20 protein-coding genes are annotated in these 18,363 nt (G+C 60.2%); 3 read left to right on the plus strand and 17 right to left on the minus strand.

Translation table 11 applies throughout. The annotated features are described in order from the left end of the window. Positions 1–3: 3 nt before the first annotated feature. From RQP54_RS12600 to rlmB, 3 genes are read right to left on the minus strand one after another with little or no spacing between them, the layout of a single operon-like run. A complete protein-coding gene (locus RQP54_RS12600) occupies positions 4–483 on the minus strand; it encodes a hypothetical protein (protein WP_315678673.1) in 480 nt (159 codons plus the stop codon). Between the two features lie 11 nt (positions 484–494). Continuing rightward, entirely contained in the window at positions 495–845 is a 351-nt protein-coding gene (locus tag RQP54_RS12605; RefSeq protein ID WP_409997564.1) for a hypothetical protein, read from the minus strand. Positions 846–864: 19 nt separating this feature from the next. Continuing rightward, a complete protein-coding gene (rlmB, locus tag RQP54_RS12610; RefSeq protein WP_315678674.1) occupies positions 865–1,638 on the minus strand; it encodes a 23S rRNA (guanosine(2251)-2'-O)-methyltransferase RlmB in 774 nt (257 codons plus the stop codon). A 157-nt stretch (positions 1,639–1,795) separates the two neighbouring features. Between rlmB and RQP54_RS12615 the strand changes: the two genes are divergently transcribed. After that, positions 1,796–2,980: a branched-chain amino acid ABC transporter substrate-binding protein gene (locus RQP54_RS12615; RefSeq protein WP_315678675.1), complete on the plus strand. Its 1,185-nt coding sequence runs from the start codon at positions 1,796–1,798 to the stop codon at positions 2,978–2,980. Between the two features lie 23 nt (positions 2,981–3,003). Here RQP54_RS12615 and RQP54_RS12620 read toward each other — a convergent pair whose 3' ends face one another. Continuing rightward, positions 3,004–3,681, minus strand: a complete 678-nt coding sequence (locus RQP54_RS12620) for an ABC transporter ATP-binding protein (RefSeq protein ID WP_315678676.1) — start codon at positions 3,679–3,681, stop codon at positions 3,004–3,006. On the opposite strand from RQP54_RS12620, the gene RQP54_RS12625 reads away from it, so the two are divergent. Continuing rightward, positions 3,680–4,336 carry an arylesterase gene (locus tag RQP54_RS12625; RefSeq protein WP_315678677.1) on the plus strand — a complete coding sequence of 219 codons (657 nt, stop codon included), beginning with the start codon at positions 3,680–3,682 and terminating at the stop codon, positions 4,334–4,336. The genes RQP54_RS12620 and RQP54_RS12625 overlap by 2 nt on opposite strands. Next, entirely contained in the window at positions 4,333–5,394 is a 1,062-nt protein-coding gene (mnmH, locus tag RQP54_RS12630) for a tRNA 2-selenouridine(34) synthase MnmH (protein ID WP_315678678.1), read from the plus strand. Before RQP54_RS12625 ends, mnmH begins: the two co-directional genes overlap by 4 nt. Here mnmH and RQP54_RS12635 read toward each other — a convergent pair. The 13 genes from RQP54_RS12635 to hisS form a co-directional block, all read right to left on the minus strand. Next, positions 5,377–6,588: a PLP-dependent transferase gene (locus RQP54_RS12635; protein ID WP_315678680.1), complete on the minus strand. Its 1,212-nt coding sequence runs from the start codon at positions 6,586–6,588 to the stop codon at positions 5,377–5,379. The two genes, mnmH and RQP54_RS12635, sit on opposite strands and share 18 nt — an antisense overlap. 10 nt (positions 6,589–6,598) lie before the next feature. Further along, complete coding sequence (locus tag RQP54_RS12640; protein ID WP_315678681.1) at positions 6,599–7,123, minus strand: phosphoribosyltransferase; 525 nt, start codon at positions 7,121–7,123, stop codon at positions 6,599–6,601. A 66-nt stretch (positions 7,124–7,189) separates the two neighbouring features. Next, the gene (locus RQP54_RS12645; RefSeq protein ID WP_315678682.1) at positions 7,190–8,566 is read right to left on the minus strand and encodes an adenylosuccinate synthase; all 1,377 of its coding nucleotides are present in this window, start codon (positions 8,564–8,566) and stop codon (positions 7,190–7,192) included. Positions 8,567–8,584: 18 nt separating this feature from the next. Then, positions 8,585–9,733, minus strand: a complete 1,149-nt coding sequence (locus tag RQP54_RS12650) for an ATP phosphoribosyltransferase regulatory subunit (RefSeq protein ID WP_315678683.1) — start codon at positions 9,731–9,733, stop codon at positions 8,585–8,587. A 54-nt stretch (positions 9,734–9,787) separates the two neighbouring features. After that, complete coding sequence (locus RQP54_RS12655) at positions 9,788–9,979, minus strand: DUF2065 domain-containing protein (protein ID WP_315678685.1); 192 nt, start codon at positions 9,977–9,979, stop codon at positions 9,788–9,790. A gap of 2 nt (positions 9,980–9,981) precedes the next feature. Further along, positions 9,982–10,884: a protease modulator HflC gene (hflC, locus tag RQP54_RS12660; protein ID WP_315678686.1), complete on the minus strand. Its 903-nt coding sequence runs from the start codon at positions 10,882–10,884 to the stop codon at positions 9,982–9,984. A gap of 9 nt (positions 10,885–10,893) precedes the next feature. After that, positions 10,894–12,267 (minus strand): FtsH protease activity modulator HflK, encoded by a 1,374-nt coding sequence (hflK, locus tag RQP54_RS12665; protein WP_315678687.1) that lies wholly within the window; start codon positions 12,265–12,267, stop codon positions 10,894–10,896. Between the two features lie 11 nt (positions 12,268–12,278). Next, positions 12,279–13,481 carry a GTPase HflX gene (hflX, locus tag RQP54_RS12670; protein WP_315678689.1) on the minus strand — a complete coding sequence of 401 codons (1,203 nt, stop codon included), beginning with the start codon at positions 13,479–13,481 and terminating at the stop codon, positions 12,279–12,281. 27 nt (positions 13,482–13,508) lie between these two features. Then, a complete protein-coding gene (hfq, locus tag RQP54_RS12675; protein WP_315678690.1) occupies positions 13,509–13,754 on the minus strand; it encodes an RNA chaperone Hfq in 246 nt (81 codons plus the stop codon). 101 nt (positions 13,755–13,855) lie between these two features. Continuing rightward, positions 13,856–15,205, minus strand: coding sequence for a ribosome biogenesis GTPase Der (der, locus tag RQP54_RS12680; protein ID WP_315678691.1), 1,350 nt, complete (start codon positions 15,203–15,205; stop codon positions 13,856–13,858). 17 nt (positions 15,206–15,222) lie between these two features. Continuing rightward, the gene (bamB, locus tag RQP54_RS12685; RefSeq protein WP_315678693.1) at positions 15,223–16,365 is read right to left on the minus strand and encodes an outer membrane protein assembly factor BamB; all 1,143 of its coding nucleotides are present in this window, start codon (positions 16,363–16,365) and stop codon (positions 15,223–15,225) included. A gap of 2 nt (positions 16,366–16,367) precedes the next feature. Next, positions 16,368–17,054: a YfgM family protein gene (locus RQP54_RS12690; protein ID WP_315678695.1), complete on the minus strand. Its 687-nt coding sequence runs from the start codon at positions 17,052–17,054 to the stop codon at positions 16,368–16,370. Beyond that, the gene (hisS, locus tag RQP54_RS12695; protein ID WP_315678832.1) at positions 17,047–18,345 is read right to left on the minus strand and encodes a histidine--tRNA ligase; all 1,299 of its coding nucleotides are present in this window, start codon (positions 18,343–18,345) and stop codon (positions 17,047–17,049) included. The genes RQP54_RS12690 and hisS overlap by 8 nt, the downstream gene beginning before the upstream one ends. Positions 18,346–18,363: the final 18 nt, after the last annotated feature.

Here is an 18,363-nt window from a genome sequence, read left to right on the forward strand (position 1 = left end):
AACTCAGCGCGGGCGGCGCAGGCGAAAGCCGCGCCAGATGGCTGCGCCCAGGAACAGCACGATCAGCGCAAACTTGACCGAGGCGCTGGCACCCGCTGCGCCATACCACCAGTCCGCAGGCTGTGCTCCAGGCGCCGTGAGTGCCAGATGGAAGCAGTTTTCCGACACGTCGGCCAATGCGGCCAACGGCATGATGGAATACCAGAAGATCGGCGGCACATGGCGCATCTGGAACAGGCGGGTATAGCGCACCGTGCAGACCCCATACAGGGCATAGCACAGCATAAGCCCGAAATCAGGCAGCAGATGGCTGCGGAACAGCGCCACACCCGCTGGCCCCCACTGGGAAGTGACCGCCTGGAAGGCTGCTGGGGAGAAGGTCATTTGCAACACCACCAGCGGGGGTTGCAGCGGCGCGAGGTATGCCGCCAGCGCCAGCAGCAGCGCCAACGAAGCCAGGCCAAAGAACCAGACGCTCTTCATGCGATTGCTGCTCAGCGTGGATTCTCGAAGAACAGGTAGTTGGTGGCGTAGTCGCTGATCTCGAAATAGACCTTCTTCTCCCCCGGGTCGGCCTGCATGTTCAGGTTCTCGTCGAGCACGCCGTAGCCATAGCGGTATGGCCGCGCTTTGCCGTCATCGGTTCCCATGGCAGTGGAGAGCTTGTCGATCTTGAGGAAACGCCGTACCACCTTGTCGCCGGCATAGACTTCCAGCACGCCATTGGTGCCAGTCCAGTTCTGGATGTCACGGCTGATCTTGTTCTGTTGCTCCTGGGTACAGGCTTGGAGGGCAAATAGCGCCACTGCCCCCGAGATTACTGCGCAGACCGCTTTCATTTTCATAGCAACTCCAAAGTGAGAATCAGCCGCCACGCCGTTGGCGCAGGGCTTCGTACAGACACACTGCGCTGGCCACCGAAACGTTCAGGCTCTCCACCGCCCCTTTCATGGGGATGCTGACCAGCTGGTCGCAGGTCTTGGCGGTCAGCTGGCGCATGCCCTGCCCCTCGGCGCCCAGCACCAGCGCCACCGGGCCCTTGAGGTCCACCTGGTACAGGTCATGGGTGGCGGCGTCACTGGTGCCAATGACCCAGATGCTGCGCTCCTTGAGTTCATTGAGGGTGCGCGCCAGATTGGTCACCATGAAGTACGGCACGGTCTCCGCAGCGCCGCTTGCCACCTTAGCCACAGTGGCATTGATTCCAGCGGCATGATCCTTGGGAGCGATCACGGCGTGGGCCCCGGCCCCATCAGCCACCCGCAGGCAGGCGCCCAGGTTATGGGGGTCGGTCACGCCATCCAGCACCAGGATCAAGGGCGGCGTGCGCTGCTCGGGAGGCAGGGCCAAGTTGGCAGCCTCCAGGTTTTCCAGCAGCTCATCCAGCGAATGCACCTGTTTGAGTGCTTGCACCTTGGCCACCACACCCTGATGCCCGTGGCTGCCGGCCAGCTTGGCCAGGCGGTCGCCATCGGCCTCGATCAGCCGCACCCCCGCTTGTTGCGCCTTGTCCACGAACTGGCGCATGCGCGCATCGCGGCGGGAGGACTCGAAATAGACTTCGACGATGGACTGGGGCGCCGTCTTCAGACGCACCCCCACGGCATGGAAGCCGTAGAGCATTTTGGGAGCAGACATGGCCCCATTATCGGGGGAACTTGTCTCTTGTCAGATCGCCCGGATCGCGGTGCTCCAGAGCCCATCCAAGGGCCATGCAGTCACTAGAATCCAGGGTATCCCTGCGCCCCTGGGAATTTCCCATCACTCAACCCGACTGGTCTGGGAGGACTGATAAATGAAAACAAAAGATATGAGCGCCATTGCCTTCATGGCGGCGATGTTGGCATCGAACCCATCGATCGTGCGGGCACAAGATGCCAACGCCGACAATGTTCTGTTGGTCAAGATAGCCCATGTCACACCGCTGTCGAACCGCTACATGCGGGACATTGCACAGGAGAGCATCAACGCTGCTGCCCTGGCAGTCGCCGATCTTAATGCCCGGGGACTCATGGCAAACGGAAAGAAGCTCCGATTTCAAAGCATCGATATGGACGACGCCGCCTCTGCCGCCACCGCCGTCGAGGTAGCACAACGCATTTGCAAGGGAAGTTTTGCCGGTGTGGTCGGACATTTGAATTCCGGCACGACGATCAAGGCAGCGCCCTACTACGAGCAATGCGCCATCCCGCATATCACCGTAGCCGCCACCAATCCAGTGATCACCGCGAGTGGTCACAAGACCAGTTACCGCCTTGTTGGCCATGATGCCGACCTGGGTCAGCTATTGGGCTTTGTGGCAACATCCGACAGCAAGACACGTCGCATCGCCGTGTTGCACGACCGCACGTTCTATGGAGAGCTCATCGCTACCAACTTCATGAAGGGCGTGACCAGGTCCGGCGGACAAATTTTGTGGAGCGACTCCATCGCGGAATATGCGCCCGGACCGACGACCGTGGTCCAACGCCTGAAGGATACCGGTGTCGAACTGCTGTTCTACGGTGGCATGGACGGTGTTGCCGGGAAATTCCTCAAAGAGATGGCGTACCAAAAGGTGGATAACGTGGCGCTGATGGGCGGTGATGGCATTTGCAGCGATCAATTACCCACGCTTGCTGGAAGCGCAGAAGCGGCTTCAGCCGTGCTGTGTGGTGAAGGCGGAGCACCAGTCGAACGAATGCCCAAGGGGGCAGCATTTGCAGCGCGTTACCACAGTGAGTTCCAAAAACTTGTGAAGACCTACGCTGCCCAAACCTACGACGCGTTCATGGCACTCGCCGCTGCAATGGAGTTAGCCAACTCCATCGATCCCAGTGGGTACCAGGAATTTCTAGGAAAAGTGACGTTCGACGGTATCAGCGGCCAGATCGCTTTCGACGCCAAAGGCGACCTTTCCAACCCGGTATTCACGGTCTTCAAGTACCAAGAGGGGAAGAAGGTTGTCAAACAGCTCTACCACCTGTCCGATATCCGGTAAACCCGTTGTCGCCCGCCGATGGATCACTGCTCCTCGTGCACATGGCCGGCATTCACCAGCAACCGACGCTCGCAACGTTGAGCAATCTGCCGGTCATGCGTGACCAGGATCAGTGTGGTGCCCTGCTCCTGGTTCAGTTCAAACATCAGGTCCATGACCTTGGCGCCGGTGGCGAAATCGAGACTGCCGGTAGGTTCGTCGGCCAGCAGCAATGCCGGTTCAACCACAAAGGCCCGTGCCAACGCCACACGCTGCTGTTCGCCGCCGCTAAGTACCTTGGGATAGGCGTTGGCCCGGGACGCCAGACCGACCCGCGTGAGCATCTCGTGCGCGCGGGCACGCGCATCGCTGCGTCCGGTCAGTTCCAGCGGCAGCATCACGTTCTCCAGCGCCGTCAGGTTGCCCAGCAACTGGAAACTCTGGAACACGAAACCCACCTTTTCGGCACGGACCACCGCGCGCGCATCCTCATCGATGGCGAACAGATCCTGACCGCCCAAGGTGACCGTGCCACTGCTGGGGGTGTCCAGTCCGGCAATAATCGACAGCAAGGTGCTTTTCCCGGACCCCGAGGCACCGACAATGGCGACACTCTGGCGTGCGCCTACCTCGAAATCCACGCCATGCAGAATCCCGAGCTCCCCCGTGGAGTCGACCACAGACTTGTGTAGCTTACGTACTGAAAGAATGATTTCGGACATGCTGTTCTCTTTTGCTCGCAGACACTGTAACGTGCTCGCCGTGACGCTGATCGGCGTGGGGCTTTGGCTGCCCGCTGGGGCGGCGCCTTCAACCACTGCCAACACGCTGCTGGTGGTCGGTGATTCCCTCAGTGCCGAGTATGGCCTCAAACGCGGCAGCGGGTGGGTCGCTCTCTTGCAATCGCGACTGGACAAGGAAAAGCGTGCGGTCACCGTGGTCAATGCCAGCATCAGCGGAGACACCACCTCTGGAGGGCGCAGTCGACTCGATGCACTGCTGGAACAGCACCGACCGCGACTCGTGGTGATCGAACTCGGGGGCAATGACGCTCTGCGCGGGCTGCCTCTGGGCATGACGCGCGACAATCTGCAGGCCATGACGCTGGCCAGCCAGCGTGCCGGTGCCAAGGTGGTGCTGGTAGGCATGCAGGTACCGCCGAACTACGGTGAAGACTACAACCGCCAGATGCAAGCTGCCTATGCCGAGGTTGCAAAGAACACCAAATCCACGCTGGTGCCTTTCTTCCTGAAAGGGGTTGCCGACGGACCGAATGCCATGCAGTGGTTTCAGGCCGACCGCATCCACCCAACGGAAGCCGCGCACCCCACCATGCTGGCCAACGTGTGGCCCGCCATCCTGAAGAACCTTCCATGAGTCTGCAAACCATCCCCGCCGTCGAAGCACTGGCCCAACTGGACCGCTTTGACACCATCATCGATGCGCGCAGCGAAGCCGAATACGCCGAGGACCATCTCCCGGGCGCCGTCAACTGGCCCACGCTCGACAACCAGGAACGCATCGAGATTGGCACCATGTACAAGCAGGTCAATGCGTTCGAGGCCAAGAAGCGCGGTGCGGCCATCGCCGCCCGCAACATTGCACGCCATATTGAGACCCATGTGCTGGACAAGCCCAAGAACTGGGCGCCACTGACCTACTGCTGGCGCGGCGGCAAGCGAAGCGGCTCGCTGTCCCTGGTACTTGGACAGATTGGCTTTCATGTCACCCTCATCGAAGGGGGCTACAAGGCTTTTCGCGCCGCCATGCTCGCCGACCTGCAGGCCCGCGTCCCGCTGCTTGCATGGCGCGTGGTCTGCGGTACGACGGGCTCGGGAAAGACCCGCCTGCTGCATGCCTTGGCACAGGAAGGTGCGCAGGTACTGGACCTGGAAGCCCTGGCCTGCCACCGCAGCTCGGTGCTGGGTGCCGTACCCGGCGTGCCGCAGCCGACGCAAAAGCACTTCGACATGCGGGTGTGGGACGCGATCCGCCGTTTCGACCCGACCCGACCGGTATACGTCGAAAGCGAGAGCAAGAAGGTGGGCAATGTGGCCATATCTGACGCGCTGATTGCCGCCATGCGTGCGAGTCCCTGCATCAGCCTGCGTCTGGCAGACGATCAGCGCGTGCGCCTGCTGATGGAGGACTACGACTTCTTCGTGCAGAACACCGACCGCTTCTGCGAGCGGCTGGAGGCGCTGACCCAGGCACGGGGTCGAGCGACAATCGAACGGTGGCAGGAGCAGGTGCACACTGGCCACATCGCCGATGTGGTGCTCGAATTGCTGACCGCGCATTACGACCCGGTCTACACCCAGTCGATGCAGCGCAATTTCGTGCGCTACCCACATGCCCGGACCGTCAACGCCAGCGGCATCGACGCCACGGCCATGCGCAGCGTGGCGCGCGAACTGCTAGCCCAAGAGCCCTGAGGCTTGCAGCGCCTGCGCCAGATCTGCGCGCAGGTCGTCCACGTGCTCCAGACCGACAGAGAAGCGGATCATGGTACCTTTGGCCAGGTGGGCTGGCCAAGACTGACGCATGGTTTCCAGCTCGTAGGGAACGACCAGACTGATCGGTCCACCCCAGCTGTACCCTATCTTGAACAGACGCAGGCTATCGCAGAACGCGTCGCACTGGGCCTGTGTGAACCGGGGGTCGACGATGACACTGAATAGCCCTGCTGCCCCACCCGCCTGCGGCTGGCACAGCGCCTTCCAATGGGCATGGCCAGGGGAGTCTTCCAGTGCCGGATGCAACACCTGCACAAAGGGCGCCTGGCCCTGGGCCCAACGTGCCAGGACGCGTGTCGCGTCGTCGTGCGCGCGGTAGCGCAGGGCCATGCTGGGAAGCGAACGCAGCACCAGCTCCACGTCGTTCATACCGACACCCAGCCCCAGGCGCATATGGGTCAGCTTGAGCCGCATGTGCAGCCCCTGGTCGCGCGTAATGACACTGCCCATCAGTACGTCGCCACCGCCACTGGGGTACTTGGTCAGCGCGTGGGCGCTGATGTCCACCCCAATGCCTTCGCCAGCCACCAGATCAAAGGGCTGAAACGCCAGCCCTGCACCCCAGGTGTTGTCCAAGGCCACGGGAACCCCCGCGCGCTTGCAGACGCGCACCAAGCCAGCCAGGTCGGGAAACTCCAGGGTTACCGAACCCGCCGCCTCGACCCAGACCAGTCGGGTCTGCGCACTGATCTTGGCGGCCAAGTCCTCGACCGACATCGGGTCGTAGTAGCGCGTACGAATGCCCCAGGCTTTGAGCTCCCCGTCTGCCAACGTCTTGCTGGGACCGTAGGCGTTGTCGGGAATGAGTACTTCGTCGCCCTGCTTCAGCATCGATTGGGCCACCAACGCAATAGCCGCCAGACCGCTGGGAACCAACAGGCACTGCTTCCCTCCTTCCAACGAAGCCAAGCGCTCCTCGAGCAGGTAGCTCGTGGGTGTGCCGTGCAGGCCGTAGGTGTAGGCCGTCTTGTCCTTCCATTCGCGCGAGCGCATGGCGGCCACGGTCGGGAAGAAAACGGTCGAAGCCTTGAACACGCCGGGCGCCGGCGCTTCAAATCCTTCAGGTGCTTGGTAGGGGTGGTGGATCAGTCCGGTGGTGTGCTGGTCTGCCATGGCCATCCACTCACACCGACCACTTCTCGATCAACTGCTGCGGGCGCAGCGAGTCGTAGGTCTCGAAAGGCTGGTGAATCCAGGGGTTGGTCGGCAGGAACTCCACCTGATAGTCGGGCGTGAAGGTGGAGACCGCTTTGGTCCAGATCACCGCACTGCGCAGTTCGGTGATGGGGGTGTAGTTGTTCTTGAGCTGGTGAATCACCGCATTGAGGGTGTGACCGGAATCCGCCAAGTCATCCACCAGCAGAACCTTGCCGGCGATCTCGCCCTTGGGCGTGGTGATGTAGCGCGCAATGTCCAGGTTACCCTGGGTGGTGCCCGCGTCAGCCCGGTAGGAACTTGTCGACATGATGGCCAGCGGCTTGTCGAACACGCGCGACAGGATATCTCCGGGGCGCATGCCACCGCGGGCCAGGCACAGGATGGTGTCGAATTCCCAGCCGGACTGGTAGACCTTGATGGCCAGCTTTTCGATCAGGTTGTGGTACTCATCGTAGCTCACATAGAGGTGCTTACCGTCTTCAGTCAACATGCCAGTTGCTCCTATAAATATAGCTATCTACGCTTTCATTGCGGGGGCCAAAGCCCGATTCGACCCTCAGTCTGCCTTGTAGGGGTGGCGCATCATGATGGTGTGATCCCGGTCGGGACTGGTAGACACCACATGAATAGGAACCCCTGTGACCTGCTCGATGCGCTGCAGATAGGCACGTGCATTGGCGGGCAGCTTGTCATACTCGGTCACGCCCACCGTGCTATCGCTCCAGCCGCTGATGGTTTCGTAGATCGGCACACAACGCTCAATATCGTCTGCACCCATGGGCAGAATGTCAATGCGCTCGCCATCAAGCTCGTATCCGGTGCACAGCTTCAGTTCGGACAAACCGTCGAGCACGTCGAGCTTGGTGATGCACAGTCCAGTCAGGCCATTCACCTGGGCCGAGCGCTTGAGCAGGGCGGCATCAAACCAGCCGCAACGGCGGGAGCGCCCGGTGGTCACACCCTTTTCAGCGCCCACCGTGCTCATGTGGTAGCCCGGTGTACCCGGTACTTCCCAATCCAGTTCGGTCGGGAACGGGCCGCCGCCCACACGGGTGCAATAGGCCTTGGTGATGCCCAGCACATAGTGCAGCAAGCCCGGACCAACGCCAGCGCCAGCGGCAGCATTGCCTGCCACGCAATTGCTGGAGGTCACGTAAGGGTAGGTGCCATGGTCCACATCGAGCAAGGTGCCTTGCGCACCTTCGAACAGCAGATTGCCACCTTGGGCGTGTAACTCGTTGAGCTCGCGGGAAACGTCGGCGATCATGGGCTTGAGCAATGCCGCCTGCTCCATGGCCTGGGCATACACTGGCTCGAACTGAATGCGTCCGTCTTTCATGAACGGCTGCATCTGGGGGCCGAAATCGAAGCCACCCGAACCCAGGTGCGTGGCGAGCACGTGGTTATGGAGGTCCAGCAATTCGCGCAACTTGGTGGCAAAACGCTCGGGGTGCTTCAGGTCCTGCACGCGCAGCGCACGGCGGGCGATCTTGTCCTCATACGCAGGGCCAATGCCGCGCCCAGTGGTACCGATCTTGGCAACGCCCCCTTTTTCGCGCGCCGCTTCGCGCGCCACGTCGAGAGCCACGTGAAACGGCAGGATCAGGGGACAGGCTTCGCTCACGCGCAGACGCGAACGTACCTCGACGCCTGCCTTCTCCAGCCCGGCGATCTCCTCGAACAACTTGGTCACCGACAACACGACCCCATTGCCGATGTAGCACTTCACACCGGGACGCATGATGCCGCTGGGAATCAGGTGCAATGCGGTCTTGACCCCATTGATGACCAAGGTGTGACCGGCGTTATGACCGCCCTGGAAACGAACTACGCCTTGGGCGCTTTCAGTCAGCCAGTCCACCAGCTTGCCCTTGCCTTCGTCGCCCCACTGGGTACCGACCACAACGACGTTCCGTCCTTTGTTTGCGCTCATTTGAAGATTCCAGAAAAACTAAATTGCTTGCACCTGCCATTGCCCGCCGACACTTCGGATCTCGCGGTCGCAATGGAATTCGTCGATTTCCTGCTCGTGTCCGGGAAGAATGCAGACCACCACTTCACCCGCCTTGCGCAGATCCGCGACCAAGCCCCGCAATGCGGCATCCTCAAGCCACGGGGCACGGACCGCGGCACGCAGCGGCTGCGCCGCAACCACCGAAGCCAGGGCCTTGATGTCCAGGCCAAAGCCCACCGCCGGGCGCTTGCGGCCGAACACCGAACCAACCTCATCGTAGCGACCACCGCGGACCAGGGACTCACTCACGCCATGGGCGTACATGGAGAACTGGGCGCCACTGTAATAGGCGTAGCCACGCAGGTCTGCCAGGTCGAAGGACACAGCGGCCGGCGCTGCGTGGGCGCCCAGCCACTCCAGTGCATCCAGTGCAGCGCCAACCTTGTCCGACAGCGGCAGAACGCGTCGCGCTTCGGCCAGTACGCTTGCATCGCCATAGAGTTGCAGCAACACCAGAAAAGCTTCGCGCACGCGGGACTCGGCACCGGCCAGCACGGAACGGACTTCAACCGCATCCTTGGCGATCAGCGCAGCGTGCAGTGCACTCGATTGCGACGGGGTCAGCGATACGCCATCCAGCAGACCCTGCACGATGCGGGCGTCGGCCATATCGACCTGTACCTGCTTTACACCCACTGTCTGCACGACATCGAGCGCCAGCGTCAAGGCCTCCAGGTCGGCTTCCAGGCCGCTGTGGCCATAAATCTCAGCGCCGAACTGCAGCGGCTCTCGCGTCGAAAGGGCACCCGAGGGCCGCGTATGCAGTACCGGGCCGCAATAGCACAGACGGGCAACGCCTTTGCGGTTCAGCAAGTGTGCGTCGATACGCGCAACCTGCGGCGTGCTGTCCGCACGCACACCCATGGTGCGGCCCGACAACTGATCCACCAGCTTGAACGTCTGCAGATCCAGTGCTTCACCAGTACCGGAGAGCAGCGATTCCAGATGCTCCAACAAGGGGGGAATGACCAGCTCATAACCGTAGCTTCTCGCGGTATCGAGCAGATCACGCCGGATTTCTTCTATATGCCGCGCTTCGGATGGAAGCACGTCGGCAATGTGATCGGGCAGAACCCAGGCGGACATGGGAATGGGGGGAGCTGTTAAAACGTGGATTTTACGGGCTTTGTGGCCCGTATTTCAGCGCCCGAAGATCCAAATCAGCGCCAGACCCAACACCACGGCGACCAATCCAACCGTGCGAACTTGATCATCCCGCAGCTGCAGCAGTTGAAGAAAGAGGCGGCGCCACCCTTGGGGCGAGACGAACGGGTACAGGCCCTCCAGCACCAGGACCAGCCCGCAGGCCACCCACAACAGGTCGGAGTTCAAGCTTATTTCTTCGCACTGGGCGCAGAGCTACCGCCATTGCGCATGACGCGGAAGAACTCCGAATTGGCCGGATCGACCACCATCACATCGCTCTTGTTGGCAAAGCTGGATTTGTAGGCCTCCAGACTGCGGTAGAACTGTGCGAACTGCGGATCTCGCCCGAAGGCATCGCCGTAGATGCGGGCCGCCTCGGCATCGCCCTCCCCTTTGATCTTCTGGGCGTCGCGATAGGCATTGGCCAAGGTCACTTCCCGCTGGCGATCGGCGTCGGCGCGAATCTTTTCACCCTCGGCGGCGCCGGTAGACCGTAGCTCATTGGCTACCCGCTTGCGCTCTGCCTCCATGCGGTCGTACACGGATTTGGTGATGGCTTCGACATAGTCCACACGGGTGATACGCACATCCACCACATCCACGCCCCAAGGCTTCTCACCACGTACCTTCTCCAGCACCTCGCGCTTGACATCGGTCATCAGTGCGTCTCGCTTGGTTGAGAGCAACTCCTTCACCGTGCGGCGGTTGATTTCCTCCTGGAACGCATTGCGAACCACCCGATTCAGCTGGTTGGCGCCCGCCGCCTCGTTCTGCCCGACGTTACGGATGTAGTCGGTCGGCTCCGAAATGCGCCAACGCACGTACCAATCGATCACCACACGCTGCTTCTCCGCGGTCAGCATGGGATCGGCATCGGAGCTATCGAGCGTCAGCAGGCGCTTGTCGATGTAGGTAACGTTCTGGAACGGGGGAGGCAACTTGACGTGCAAACCAGGTTCCGTAATGACCTCCTTGATCTGCCCCAAGGCATAGACCACGCCAAATTGACGCTGATCGACCACGAAAAGGGTCGAACTAACCAAGGCAACCACCACCAGCAAGGAGGCAAAAAACAATCCAATCCGATTCATGTCCAACTCCTAGCGCACATCGCGATCACGGGTACGGGCGGCGTCTCGGCTACGCGCGTCTGAGTTTCCCGCAGTGCTTCCCGCCACCGGTGCGGCAGGCGCCTGCACTGTGGCATCCGCCACCGGGTTCCCCGTGGTGGCGCCCGACTGTTGCAGCAATTTGTCCAATGGCAGGTACAGCAGACTGCCCCCTTGACGCGACTCGACCATGACCTTGGTCACGTTGGCGTAGATCTGCTGCATCGTGTCGAGGTACATGCGGTCACGCGTCACTTGTGGCGCCTTCTGGTATTCGTTATAGACCGCGCGGAAGCGCTGTGCATCGCCTTGCGCCTGCGCAACCACCCGGGATTTGTAGGCTTCGGACTCTTCCTTCAGACGCGAAGCAGCACCCACCGCCCGAGGTACCACGTCGTTGGCATAGGCCTGCGCTTCATTCTTGGAACGCTCGCGCTCCTGGCCAGCTTTCAGGACATCATCGAACGCTGCTTGCACCTGCTCCGGAGGACGCACCCCACCTTGCTGCAGGTTGATACCCACCACCTCAATACCCACCTTGTAGCGGTCCAAGATGGTTTGCATCAGCGTTTTGATCTGCGGTGCGATCTGGTCGCGTTCCTCGGACAAAGCAGCATCCATCTTCATGCGGCCCACCACCTCGCGCACCGCAGTCTCGGCTGCCTGCACCACAGCTTCCGCAGGGTTCTTGCTTTCGAACAGGTAGGCTCTTGCATCGTTCAACCTGTATTGCACGGCAAACTTGATGTCCACAATGTTCTCGTCCTGTGTGAGCATCGCCGACTCACGCAATCCGGTAGCCTTCAGCACCGTATCGCGGCCACCGATGTCAACCGACCGGATCTGGGTCACCACCACCAATTCGTGCTTTTGGATCGGGTACGGCAAGCGCCAATTGAACCCTGCATTGACCGTTTTGACGTAGCGGCCAAACTGCGTGATGACGGCTTGCTGCCCTTCCTGAACAATGAAAAACCCGGTCGCCAACCAAATCAGCAGGACAACTCCAGCAATCAGGCCCAAGCCGACCCCTGCACCGTTCATGTCCGGAGCACCGTTGCCGCCACCGCCCGTCGGGGACGAACGACCGCCGCCGATGAGTCCGCCCAGCCGCTTGTTGAAGTCTTTCCACAGCTCGTCCAAATCCGGCGGCCCACTGGGGGAGCGGCGGCCGCCATTGCCGCGCACTGGCTCCGAGGGCTGCTGGGGACGATGGGGCTCCGACTCCGGGGACGGCTCCTGCCCTGACGAGCCAGTGCCATCGGCATCGTCTCCGCGACCCCAGCGAGGATCATTCAGGTTGAACATGCGTTGCCACTTCTGGGACAACCCGAGGCGGCGAGGAATACGATTCAAAACGTTCATAACAGAGTTTCTCAACGAAAACTTTGGTCTTGGATTGTGCTGCTTTCCTCTACAACCCCAAACCCATCGGGGCCAGCATGCCCAGCACCCGAAGGCACCTGTGCGTATTGAGCAAGCAATTCCCGCAACGCTGACAAGCCCTCATGGCTGCGTGCACTGACAAAAACGCGCGGGACTTGCACACCTTCCAGCTCGAAACTGTCGAGCATCGCCTGCGGCTGTCGGTCCATCGGTATGGCATCGACCTTGTTGAAGACCAGTACTTGCGGAATCTGGTCTGCGCCAATTTCCTTGAGCACCTGCTGTACCTGGGCGATTTGCAACGGGAATTCCTCGTTCGCGGCATCCACGACGTGCAGCAGAAGATCGGCAGAGATCGCTTCTTGGAGGGTGGCCTGGAACGCATCGACCAAGCCATGCGGCAGGTCGCGGATAAAGCCTACCGTGTCCGAAATGGAGACCGACGCATTGATCTCAGAGAGATACATCTGCCGCGTCGTGGTATCCAGCGTTGCGAACAACTGATCGGCCGCGTAGGCACGCGCCTTCACCAGGGCATTGAACAGCGTCGACTTGCCCGCATTCGTATACCCGATCAAAGACACCGCGAAGACCTCGGAGCGCTCACGCTGCCGGCGCTGAGTAGACCGCTGGCGCTTGACCTTGGTCAACCGCTCGCGGGTACGCATGATTTGCTCCGAAATCATGCGCCGATCGAGCTCGATCTGGGTTTCTCCCGGACCTCCACGCATGCCGATACCGCCACTTTGGCGCTCAAGGTGGGACCAACGACGCACCAGCCGGGTGCTGAGGTATTGCAGTCGCGCCAGCTCGACCTGAAGCTTGCCCTCATGGCTGCGTGCCCGTTGCGCAAAGATTTCAAGGATCAGGAAAGTGCGGTCGTTGACCGGTATTTCCAAGCGTCGTTCGAGGTTGCGCTGTTGGCTGGGGCTGAGGCTTTGATCAAACAGAACCTCACGGGCGCCACATTGTTGTGCCAAGAGGCGAATTTCATCTGCCTTGCCCGACCCAACAAACAATGCGGGGTCTGGCGCTTTGCGTTTGCAAGAAATACGCGCGACCGGCACCATACCGGCAGTCAGGGCCAACAACCCCAACTCATGGAGTTCCGAATCAAAGTGCTCGCCACCGAAGTCCACTCCGACCAGCAATGTCGGAGTTGCGGCAGACGCATCTGCAAGGGCAGGCTTCAAAACCGCTTCATCCGATGAAAACAGGTCTCAACTGGCCGCCGCGTCGGTATTTGGCAGCGCAAAATTGACCGCGCGACCGGGAACGATGGTCGAGATGGCATGCTTATATACCATCTGGGTGACCGTGTTGCGCAACAGCACCACGTACTGATCAAACGACTCAATTTGCCCTTGCAGTTTGATCCCGTTCACCAAGTAAATGGAGACCGGGACATGTTCCTTGCGCAAGGCATTGAGGAACGGATCTTGAAGCAATTGGCCTTTGTTATTCACGATATTCTCCGTGTTGGAAATATGAGGGTTTCAACGATACCACAGGCCCATGAACATCCGGCGTGTAGGGGCAGCGAATGCTTGGGACTGGAAATGGGCGTTCAGCCGACTTTACCCTTATCGGCGTAAGGATTCGCAGCCGACTTGAACTCAATTTTCAGCGGTGTGCCTACCAGGTTGAACTCCTTGCGGAAACGCCCCTCCAGGAAGCGCTTGTAGGCTTCGGTCACATGCTCCAGCGAATTGCCATGAATCACAATGATCGGCGGATTCATTCCACCCTGGTGGGCATAGCGCATCTTCGGCCGGTAGTTACCAACTTTCTTGGGTGTCTGGAACTGCACCGCCTCTTGCAGCAGACGTGTCAGGATGGGGGTAGGCATCTTGCAGTTGGCCGACGCGTGCGCTTGCGCAATGGACACCCAGAGTGGATCGAGTCCCTGGCGCTTCCTCGCCGAAATCATGTGCAGCGCGGCAAACTTCAGGAAACCTAAACGGAGTTCGATCGAGCGCCGCAGCAAGTCCCGCTGGTAATCGTCCACCGCATCCCACTTATTCACGGCAATGACCACCGCCCTACCGGATTCCAGCACATAGCCGGCAATGTGGGCATCCTGGTCCGTCACCCCTTGTGTGGCGTCAATGAGCAACAGAACCACGCTCGCCGTTTCAATGGCTTGCAGAGTCTTCACAACAGAAAACTTCTCTATCGCCTCAAAAACCCGCCCCTTTCGACGCAGACCCGCAGTGTCAATCAATTCGAATCGCTGCCCATTCCGTTCAAACGGAACCCGTATCGCATCTCGCGTCGTGCCGGGCATGTCGAAGGCCACCAATCGCTCTTCGCCCAACCAGGTGTTGATCAGGGTCGACTTACCCACATTGGGCCGTCCGGCGACCGCCAGCCGAATCACGTCGTCCGCTTCCTGGCCTTCTGCCACGTCCTCGTCCGACTCGGGGACCAGCGGATCTAGCGCCAGATCGACCAAGGAACGGATGCCTTGCCCATGCGCCGCCGATACCGGGTATACCTCTCCGAGCCCCAACTCATAGAAGTCAACCAGCTGGGTACCTTCCTTCATGCCCTCGGCCTTGTTGGCTACAAGAACACAGGGCTTGCCCAGCTTGCGCAGATAGGAAGCAATGTCGTGGTCCTGGGCAGACAGACCTGCGCGTGCATCGACAACAAACAAGACCACATCAGCCTCGGCCACCGCCTGCCGTGTCTGTTTGGCCATCTCGGAATAGATTCCAGTCTCGGCATCCGGCTCAAACCCGCCAGTGTCTATAACGATGAATTCGTGGCGCCCTTGCTTGCCGTTGCCGTAGTGCCGATCGCGGGTCAGACCGGCATAGTCCGCCACAATGGCATCCCGGGATTTCGTCAAACGGTTGAACAACGTCGACTTGCCAACATTGGGTCGACCAACCAGGGCTATTACAGGTTTCATGAAATCCTTATGCGGCGCTACTCAGGCACAAAGCCAAAGACCCCGCCGCGTTGGGTGATCACCACAAGCGTTTGCCCTACCAGCACGGGAACGGCCGCAATCGCACTGCCATCGGTCTTCAAGCGTGCCAACGGGGTGCCATCGGTTTTGGCCAAAAGGTGCACGTTGCCTTCGGAATCCCCCACGACAACTGAACGACCAACAACCACCGGGCCCGTGAGCTGGCGGTAGCGCAAGGTATTACTGCTCCATTGGATATCGCCACTGTTGCGCCTGTAGGCCGTGACAACCCCCTGCCCATCGACACCGAAAACGCTATCGGCATCGCCAGCGAGTCCAGAAAACCCATTGCTCGGCTTGGACCAGACAAGGCTAGGTTTTGCAGAGTCGACACAGGCAACGGCATGCTGGTAGGCCCGGACACAGACCTGCTGACCACTGCGCGCCATCCCTGACGGGATATCCATGAGTTTTTCGACTTCATTGGTTCCTCGGCTGCTGGCAACCGATTGTTCCCAGCGTACCGTGCCGCTCAAAGGGTTCATGCCAAGCAACTTGGCCCCCTGACCCACGATCAGTGTATCGCCCAGGGCAGCGAGCAAGCCCGGCTGTTTGAGTACCAAAGGATCCCCAGGACGCGCCTGTTGCCACAACAGGGCGCCGGTAGCGGCATCCCACGCAGCCACGGTACGGTCTGTACCCAATACAAATACCCGATTGCCCGCCACCAGGGGCGGTGTCGCTACAGACGTCCCTAGATCCGCTCTCCAGACCTGTCGACCTGCCTTGAATACCTGCAGCGCCCCTCCTTGGCCCACCACTGCCACGTAGTTTCCGTCAAAGCCGACACCCGCCTCTACCGAGGAGCCGACCGAAGCACGCCAGATCTCCTGACCGGTACGGGCGTCGACAACCGCCACAAGTCCCTGGCTAGTCGCCAGCGCGATATCACTGCCAACCGATACCGTTCGTAACGGAAACTGGACTTCTCCAAAAGCCAGACTCCAGGATCTCTTGATGGCCAGTCCCTGCGGACTCGGACCCAGTGGCACAGGCTTGGGCTTTTCAACTCCGCTGCTGCATGCCCCAAGTAAAACCAGGCCAGCGAGCATCGGCACCCACCACATGCGATGTTGAGCCTTGAACAGCATCGTGCGCATCCTCACTTGGCGCTTGCAACCTTGCCACTTGCAGCAACGCTCGGTTCGGCGTCAGCCCCAAGTGCGTTGAGCTTGATGCGAAGCATGCGTTGCACATCAGGCTTGTCCGACGCACGGGACATGGAAACTTTGTAGTTTTCGATGGCGGCCGCGTTGTCACCTTTGCCCACAAATGCATCGGCTCGCCTATCCAACACTGCCACTTGCAACTCAGGATCGACGGCATCTGCGCGCAACACTTCCAACGCGGCGTCCCAATCCTTGCCATCCATCAACACAGCGGCCCAACGTAGGCGGGCGACTGTGGACAACGCCGTGTCGGACCCATTTTCCGATGCCCATCGCAGCGCTGCGATGGCCACATCGGGCTTTTGGCCCTGGATCGCAACCTTGGCGAGTGTCAGCGCAGACTGCTGGGCATAAGTTGTCCCAGGGTACCGCTTGGTCAACTCCTCAAACGCCCTTTGTGCCGTCGCCAAGTCGCCTCCCTGCGCCAGTCGTTCAACCTCGTCATACAAGGCTGCGGCCTGGGCGGACTGTTGACGCTGCCAGTAGTGATATCCGTTCCAGGCTGCGAACGCCAGCATCACAAGGACCAAGAGGGCCGTGATCGCGTTGCCATACTGTGCCCAGAAGGCCTTGAGCTGTTCAATTTGTTCCTGTTCTTCCAGGTCGAGGTGGTTAGACATGCTGATCTGATTGGTTACGTAGTGTTGTTGCCAGCGACATTGTGTCTGACATCAGGCAGGTTTTCTGTTGGCCCTCGCCATCCCGCAGGGATTTGACAGAGACTTCGCCACGTGCGACTTCATCACCGCCAAAAATAAGTGCGAATCGCGCCCCCGAAGCATCCGCACGTTTGATCTGAGACTTCAAACTACCGATGGCGCCGTCTGCGCCAGCATGCATCTGCACCGAGACACCCAGCGCGCGAAGCGCCTGAAGACATTGCATTGCAACGCCCCAATGCGCGGCATCCGTCACCACGGCGTAGGCATCCAAGCTAGGTCGCGATACAAACGCGTCGGACTCCTTGAGTAACTCCAGCACGCGCTCCATCCCCATGGCCCATCCCACCGCAGGAGTCGGTTTGCCACCGATCTGCTCGGTCAAGTAGTCATAGCGACCACCCGCACAAATGGTGCCTTGCGCCCCCAATCGCGTGGTCACGAATTCGAACACCGTCAGGTTGTAGTAGTCCAAGCCGCGCACCAGGCGTGGATTGATCCGGAACGGAACCTTATTGGCACGCAAGATACCCTGAACACGCTCGAAATGGGCCATCGACTCCGCAGACAGGTAGTCGATGAGCTTCGGCGCATTTTCGATCACCGACTGCATCTGCGGGTTCTTGCTGTCGAGAAGACGCAAGGGGTTCTTGTGCAGACGCTGCTTGGCTTCCTCATCCAGCGCTTCGATGTGTTGCTCAAAATACGAAATCAACGCCGCCCGATGCTGCAGCCTCTCGGCCGGTTGGCCCAGACTGTTGATCTGCAACTCGACATCGGTCAAACCAAGTTCACTCCACAAGGCCTGGGCCATCAGGATCAATTCCGCATCCAACTCGGCTCCGGCATAACCAAATGCCTCTGCACCAATCTGGTGAAACTGACGATAACGTCCGCGTTGCGGACGCTCATGTCGAAACATCGGACCGAAGTAATAGAGGCGCTTGCCTCCTCCGTAGGTCAACGAATGCTCGACCACGGCTCGCACCACACCCGCCGTGTTTTCGGGGCGAAGCGTAAGGGCCTCTCCATTGAGTCGATCCTCGAAGCTGTACATCTCCTTCTCGACAATATCGGTCACCTCTCCCAGACCGCGCACGAACAGGGCGGTCGGCTCGACGATGGGTGTGCGAATGTTTTCATAGGCATGACGACGCATCAGGGCGCGTACGCGCCCTTCAAGCCACTCCCAACGCCAGGAGTCGTCAGGAAGAATGTCATTCATGCCTTTCACGGCGCTCAATCGCTGCACGCGCTTAGATGCTTCAGT

The sequence above is a fragment of the Curvibacter sp. APW13 genome, assembly GCF_032337135.1.
Lineage (GTDB): Bacteria > Pseudomonadota > Gammaproteobacteria > Burkholderiales > Burkholderiaceae_C > Allorhodoferax.